The sequence below is a fragment of the Pirellulales bacterium genome (assembly GCA_033762255.1).
In the GTDB taxonomy this organism is placed as follows: Bacteria; Planctomycetota; Planctomycetia; order Pirellulales; family JALHPA01; genus JANRLT01.
Genome location: JANRLT010000003.1, coordinates 20,422 through 28,136 on the forward strand (window position 1 = coordinate 20,422; position 7,715 = coordinate 28,136).

Below are 7,715 nucleotides of genomic sequence, written 5' to 3' on the forward strand. Positions count from 1 at the left end.
GCGCTCGTTAAGGAATCATCGCCGCGATATCCAGTCCTAGTACCAGCTCCCGATCTCGTTAAACACAAACTGCGCGGCGGCCCGGCGCGTGATGGTGTTGTATCCCCCCGCGGTGCCGTTGAGATTGATGGTTTCAAATTTGTTTAGCCAGCCATAATAGCCAAAGCCGCTAAACCGGCCCCATTCCCCGTCCACCTCAAAATTGTCGTCAAACGGACTGTCATAGAGGGTGGCTGTATCGTTTCCGTAGGAGGAATAAATTACGGAAAAGTCAAAATTCTTGGCGTAATTATAAAAATTCGACCCCTGCATCACCGCGCCGGTCTGGCTGAGGCTAAACAGGTCGTTACCGGCGGAATCGAACATATAGTTCACATCGTATCCGCCGTTGCGGCCGTCGGCGGTCACATTGCGAAAGCCATCCGCCAAATTGTAAAATCCACTCCCCATTAAAACGGAGAAGTTTGGCAGTGATGAGAATAGATCGCTCCCGCTGGAATCAATCAACAGGGCGGTGTCATTTCCCCCATAGTAAGAGTACGTTTGGGTGTAATCAAAACCGGCGGCGGTGAGCGAAAAACCCGTCCCGCTGAGCGTGATCGTCGTCGGGTTCGCGGTCAGTTGATCGTTGCCGGCCGAATCATGCAAATTAGCCCCGTCGGTGCCACTACTGGCGTAGGCCCGGACATTGCCAAACCCATTGGCAATATTGACATAGCCCGCCCCCGACATCATGGCGTACCAAGGATTGGCAAAGAACGAGTCATTCCCCGCGGAATCGTGCATATCGACGGTATCACTGCCGCCATTGCCATTAATCGAGGTCTGTTCAAAACCAGTTGCGTTGGCTGTAAAGCCGGCGCCGCGCAGCGAACTGGACGTCGGTCCCAGGGTGCCCGTGTCGTTGCCGCTGGTCCCCATCAGCGTCAGCAAGTCGTGCCCTCCTCCGCCATCCAGGTTAAACGTGTTCGCCTGGGATAGGGCGTATGTATACAGGGTCCCGTTGACTAACACCGCATGAAACGCTCCAGCCTGGTAGACCACATTATCCGCGTCGCTGGTCCCGCCAACGGTGACGGTTTGACCCGTTTGTGTAATTAAATTGGTAAGTTTATGGCTTAGATTGCTGGCACTACCCGAGAATTTGAAAAAATACCGTTGTCCCGCTTGAACTTGCAGATCAACTCGCGAGTTGGCGGTAAAATTTAGACTCGCCAAGAGCTGATTTGGTTGATTAAAAATACTTAGTGCGGCGTTGGCGGACCCTTGGCTGGTGAGGAGTTCGCTTGTCAATATTCCGGTTCGTGACGCTGTCAGGGCATACCACAATTCGCCATTGAACGAAATCCCGGCATAGGTCTGACCGGCGACGGTTCCCCAGTCAATGGCGTTTGCCTGATTGCTACCAGCTCCCGCGGCGGCGGTGACCGTGATGGAGGCTGTCACGGTAGTCCCGCCCAACTGACCAACACTCGCACCTAACGCCGCTTGGACCTGGAAACTTCCCGTCCCGACAAAGTTGGAATTTGGCCGGAATTTTAGCCCCGCGGTCCCTTGGGCGGCGGTGACAAAGCTATTATTGGCCACCACCGTGACGCCATCGTTCAAGTACAGCGTGCCGTTAGTGATGTTGGTGATCTGAAAATGGGTGACTTCCGCTCCGTCGGCAGCGGAACGGGTAATCACGAGGCCGCTGGTTGTGGTAACATCTTCGGTTGTCGTGGCGTTCGTGACGCTGGGGGTGTCAGCGACAGCACTGACCGTGATCTGTGCGGTTGCCAAGCTCCCACCCAGTTGACCGACACTGGCACCTAACGAGGCTTGGACCTGGAAACTTCCCGTCCCGACAAAGTTGGAATTTGGCCGGAATTTTAGCCCCGCGGTCCCTTGGGCGGCGGTGACAAAGCTATTATTGGCCACCACCGTGACGCCGTCATTCAGGTACAACGTCCCGTTGGTGATGTTCGTGATCTGAAAATGCGTCACTTCCGCTCCATCGGCCGAGGAGCGGGTAATGACTAACCCGCTGGTTGTTGTAACATCTTCGGTTGTGCTGGCGTTCGTGACGCTCGGTGTATCGGCGACGGCGCTCACCGTGATCTGGGCAGTGACCGGGCTCCCGCCAAGTTGACCAACCGAAGCACCCAGGGCCGCTTGGACCTGAAAACTTCCCGTCCCGACAAAGTTCGCATTTGGCCGGAATTTAAGTCCCGCGGTCCCCTGCGCGGCAGTGACAAAACTATTGTTGGCCACCACCGTCACGCCGTCATTCAGGTACAACGTCCCGTTGGTGATGTTGGTGATCTGAAAATGGGTGACTTCCGCTCCGTCGGCAGCGGAACGGGTAATGACCAATCCGCTAGAACTTAGCGTGTCTTCCAGGGTGGAAGTGTTCGTGACGCTCGGTGTATCGGCGACAGCGCTCACCGTAATCTGGGCGGTGACCAAACTCCCGCCCAACTGACCAACACTAGCTCCTAACGCCGCTTGGACTTGAAAACTTCCCGTCCCGACAAAGTTGGAATTTGGCCGGAATTTTAGCCCCGCGGTCCCTTGGGCTACGGTGACAAAGCTGTTGTTGGCCACCACCGTGACACCATCGTTCAAGTACAGCGTCCCGTTAGTGATGCTCGTGATCTGAAAATGGGTGACTTCGGCTCCGTCGGCAGCGGAACGGGTAATGACCAATCCGCTAGAACTTAGCGTGTCTTCAAGGGTGGACGTGTTCGTTACACTCGGCGTGTCCGCCACGGCATTTACCGTAATCTGGGCGGTTACCAAGCTCCCGCCCAATTGGCCAACGCTGGCGCCGAGCGCCGCTTGGACCTGAAAACTTCCCGTCCCCACAAAGTTGGCATTGGGCCGGAATTTAAGCCCCGCGGTCCCTTGCGCGGCGGTGACAAAGCTATTGTTGGCCACCACCGTGACACCATCGTTCAAGTACAGCGTCCCGTTGGTGATGTTGGTGATCTGAAAATGCGTCACTTCCGCCCCGTCGGCGGCGGAGCGGGTAATGACTAACCCGCTGGTTGTTGTAACATCTTCGGTTGTGCTGGCGTTCGTGACGCTTGGCGTGTCGGCCACAGCACTGACCGTGATCTGGGCGGTGACCGGGCTGCCGCCCAATTGACCTACCGAAGCACCCAGGGACGCTTGGACTTGAAAACTTCCCGTCCCGACAAAGTTCGCATTCCCCCGGAATTTTAGCCCTGCGGTCCCTTGCGCGGCGGTGACAAAGCTATTATTGGCCACCACCGTGACGCCGTCATTCAAGTACAACGTCCCGTTGGTGATATTCGTAATCTGAAAATGGGTGACTTCGGCTCCGTCGGCGCTGGAGCGGGTAATGACCAATCCGCTAGAACTTAGCGTGTCTTCCAGGGTGGAAGTGTTCGTGACGCTTGGCGTGTCGGCCACAGCACTCACCGTGATCTGGGCGGTAACCGTGCTCCCGCCCAATTGGCCGACACTGGCACCTAATGAGGCTTGTACTTGAAACGAGCCGGTCCCCACAAAATTGGCGTTCGGCCGGAATTTTAACCCCGCGGTCCCTTGCGCGGCGGTCACAAAACTGTTGTTGGCGACCACCGTGACGCCATCGTTCAAGTACAGCGTACCGTTAGTGATATTCGTAAGCTGAAAATGCGTCACTTCCGTGCCGTCGGCGGCCGAACGGGTAATCACGAGGCCGCTGGTAGTTGTAACATCTTCGGTTGTGCTGGCGTTCGTGACGCTCGGTGTATCGGCGACGGCACTGACTGTAATCTGGGCGGTGACCAAACTCCCGCCAAGTTGGCCTACCGAAGCGCCTAACGCCGATGTCACCTGGAATGATCCAGTCCCGACAAAGTTCGAATTTGGCCGGAATTTTAACCCCGCCGTTCCCTGCGCGGCGGTGACAAAGCTGTTGTTGGCGACGACCGTGACGCCATCGTTCAGGTACAGTGTGCCATTGGTGATATTCGTGATCTGGAAATGGGTCACTTCCGCCCCGTCAGCGGCGGAACGGGTAATCACGAGGCCGCTGGACGTCGTAATATCTTCTGTCGTCGTGGCATTCGTCACACTCGGCGTATCGGCGACAGCGCTCACCGTGATCTGGGCGGTGACCAAACTCCCGCCCAACTGGCCTACGGTCGAGCCCAGGGCCGCTTGGACCTGAAAACTTCCCGTCCCGACAAAGTTGGAATTCGGCCGGAATTTTAACCCCGCGGTCCCCTGCGCCGCGGTGACAAAGCTGTTGTTGGCCACCACCGTGACGCCGTCATTCAAGTACAGCGTCCCGTTGGTGATATTCGTGATCTGAAAATGCGTCACTTCGGCTCCATCCTGGGCGGATCGCGTGATGACCAGCCCCGCCGCGGAGAGGGTGTCTTCTAGGGTGCTGGCGTTAGTGACGCTGGGGGTGTGGGCGCCTGTGGAACTGGTCGAAATGTCCGCTGTCACCAGATAACGGCCCGCCCCGTCGTTTGTCCCCAGGGCGAGCGTATAGGTCTGTCCGGCGGTCAGTGCCAGCGAAATGTTGTTGCCGGTGTAGGTGGTGGTATTGCCGCCGACGGTCACTTCCCAGGTGAGGGAGAGGTCTTGCTTTTCCACAGCGCTCAGGTCCAGCGTGCCGGAACTGGAGGCGGTGAAGGTGAAATAATCGAGATCGCTGATCCGCGAGATAGCGCCGTTAAAGACGTGCCCATCGGTCAGGGTGCCGACGGCGTGGGCGGTCCCGGCCGTCGAGCCAAAATCGTCCCCGGCCAGGACCGTGTTGATGGCGTTATACAGGTCGAGCCGTTTGTAGTTGGCGTTGGTCGCCGAATCAAAAAACGTCACGGCGGTGTTCATCATCACGTCATAAATCATGTCCTGCGTGATGTTCGTCTGCCCGGCTATCTCGAGCGCCTGGCGCAACAGCACCGACGATCCGGCGATGTACGGTGCCGCCATGCTGGTGCCGGAATACGTGCCAAAGTCGTCATGAATGCCGTTATTATTGCCCCGATGGTCAGGCACCGTGCTTGTAATCGATACACCAGGCGCGGCAATGGCTCGGGAATGGCGTTGGCTAGTGCCGCTGAGTACTCCGCTGCTATTGACCGACATCACCGGGACGACGTAACTGCTTGCCGCAGGATAGCTAAGACCTGGAGCATTGTAGGATGCAAAGTAGTTTCCTGCTGCTACGGAGATAAATATACCGTCGGCTTCTAATTGATTTAATTGATCTTCCAGCATTGCCCAATAAGGAGGCGTACCTGAGTTATAATCAAAGCCCAACGATAGATTGATTGCTGTAATAGGGTTAGCAAATGAATTTCTATTATTATGCACCCAAGTTAGTGCATTTTGTATTGCTGTGGAAAACATTGTTCCTTGGTCATTGAATACGCGTAATGCAACTAAATCTACATTTGGAGCCACTCCTGGGTAAGTTGTACTACTACTACCGATAATTCCTGCAACATGCGTACCGTGAAAGCCAGCGGGGCCATCATCAAAAGGGTCTGCATCGTTCTCAACAAAATCCCAGCCGCCAACTACTCTATAATTGCTTCCAAAGCCCCCACCAAGACTAACTTGATTGTAGGCAATTCCGCTATCGATGACGACAACTGTCTGACCTGTTCCGGATAGCCCAAATGCGTTTTGTACAGTATTCCACCCTGTTAGTGTATGTGCACCAGTATTTCCGTAACTAGTCCCGCCACCGAACGATGTCCCTTGTGGAATTGTGGAATCCGAAATATCTTCGACAAACAAGTCGCTCAATTTGAAGTCCGGCGGAATGCTGGGAGAAACGCTCATTAGCATCCGTTGTTCACAGCGTTCAAATTCTAGCCGCCGAGACAAATCTTGCCGCTTGAAGCTGTAATGCATTGGTGTCAACTCCCACATCTGCGCAAGATGAAATGCAAACTAGACTTGAGTCGAGTCTAAAGCACTCTAGCGTTGATGATTTTGGATTGAGTGCTTACCTACAGCCATCCCACATCCTCTTAAGATGTAGTGTTAGCCAAAAACAAGCACCTTTTTAAGTCAAGAACTGACTTGCGAAGGAAGAAGCTCCTTCGTACAGAGCAAATCTAGTTTATATTTGCAATAAGAGCGAGAACAAGTACTGGAAAAATAGGGAATTTATTGCGATTAGGTTAGTTGGTTCAAATAATCGGGCTATTCGGGCCTAGCGTGGGTCCCCCCACCCCCTCGTTCAAAGGGGGAACAGGCATTTTGACACAAAAATCAAAAAAATTAGGGTCGCACTACAGTAACAGATGCTATCGAGAATTGTCTCAATAACAACATACCTATAAAAATTGGGGGATTAGGCTTAAATGGTGATGTCTAAAGGAAGCAAAAATAGAATTTTCCGCACCGAATCATGATCCAATTGCCTTTCGGATGCGGAAATATTTACGTTTTTAGAATAATACAATAAGTGCATTATGAGAGAGTAGCTGCAATCAAATTACCCAATACACACATTCCACCCAAATTCCACGCAGATTATAGAAGAAGAAAGAGCAAATTTTAGGTGATATGTACGGAGTCATAAAAAAAGCCCCCTAGAATGAATTCTAGGGAGCATGGACGATTTCACAGAGCAGAAAACACGTTAGGCGGCAATTTTGCGGTTGCGAGTGTAACGTGTACCAACAATCGCGCCAATTCCACCGATCAATCCCCAAATGACTAGGGTAGCAGGCTCGGGTACTGGATCAACAAACCCGCCACCGTTAGGCGAAGAGATCAACTGATCTTGATTAAGACCAGCATTTTGAAGTGCCAGTACAAACTTGCGATCATTGTTAGTGATGCTGTTAGCGACAGCTTTAACATCGTTCAAAAGCTTATTAGCTAACTTCCAAACATCAGTGGTAGTAGCAGTAGATCGCAAAAAGCCAGTGTTTAAATCCACTGATGTCTTGTCATAGGAAATTTCCCAAATCGCAAGCTGGAGTGCTGAGGCACGTTCCGCAGCAGATAGAGTTCCTGCCAAACCAGCTAACGCGCCGGACTTATTCCCAATTGGATCAAAGCCACTTTCGGAAAAAATTGTCCCGTAAATGCTAAAAAGCTTTCCAATCCAATTAGCGGCAGCTGCTCCCATAGCACCATAATTCGCTGGACCAATTGGATTGTTATTCAATGGGGCACTTGCCAAATCCACAGCAGTGAATTTGTTTGCATTGAGATTCTCAACCAATTCAATGCAATAGGAGTTGAATGAAGTGGGACGAAGGTTAGACGGACTCCAAGTACCGCCTGTCCACTTAAACAACCCACCAGCATTTGTATCCGAATCAACTTGGACATCAGTAGGAAGAATGCCAGTGGCAGTCTTGTACAACTTCACATCTGCTCCGGTATTCAAACTTGTTCGGCTTCCCGGTGTGTACATGTCGTCAATGAAAACATCAGCATTAGCATCAGGCAGGAATGCAGAACTGATACTCAAAACTGCAAGAAAAGCAAACATCCCCATCAACCGCTTCATAGTAAGACTCCTTCAATGAAAGTTCTCTGCTCTGCTCCGCGAATCGATCCGCTGGCGTTCTCTTGCCCTTGGTCACACGACCAAGAACCGCAGCATTAACCGATCCAGCCAATCTTTCTCGTGGGCGTAAAATTTATGGCTTGTACGTAAAATAGGGGCAAACTCCTGATAGGTCAACAAGATTTTCACCCGCGAGTCAAAGTTTTTCGTTTTATCATTTTCCACTTCC

Annotated in this window: 2 protein-coding genes; both read right to left on the bottom strand. The window is 52.7% G+C overall.

What is annotated here, in order from left to right; all coding sequences use genetic code 11:
* Nucleotides 1-36: 36 nt before the first annotated feature.
* A complete protein-coding gene (locus tag SFX18_00470) occupies nt 37-5,886 on the bottom strand; it encodes a S8 family serine peptidase (protein ID MDX1961591.1) in 5,850 nt (1,949 codons plus the stop codon).
* A gap of 718 nt (nt 5,887-6,604) precedes the next feature.
* Nucleotides 6,605-7,486, bottom strand: coding sequence for a hypothetical protein (locus SFX18_00475; protein ID MDX1961592.1), 882 nt, complete (start codon nt 7,484-7,486; stop codon nt 6,605-6,607).
* Nucleotides 7,487-7,715 lie beyond the last annotated feature (229 nt).

What these genes read in the sequence shown, in the direction of transcription:
- SFX18_00470 (MDX1961591.1), bottom strand. Translation starts at nt 5,886, where the DNA reads ATGTGGGAGTTGACACCAATGCATTACAGCTTCAAGCGGCAAGATTTG.
- SFX18_00475 (MDX1961592.1), bottom strand. Translation starts at nt 7,486, where the DNA reads ATGAAGCGGTTGATGGGGATGTTTGCTTTTCTTGCAGTTTTGAGTATC.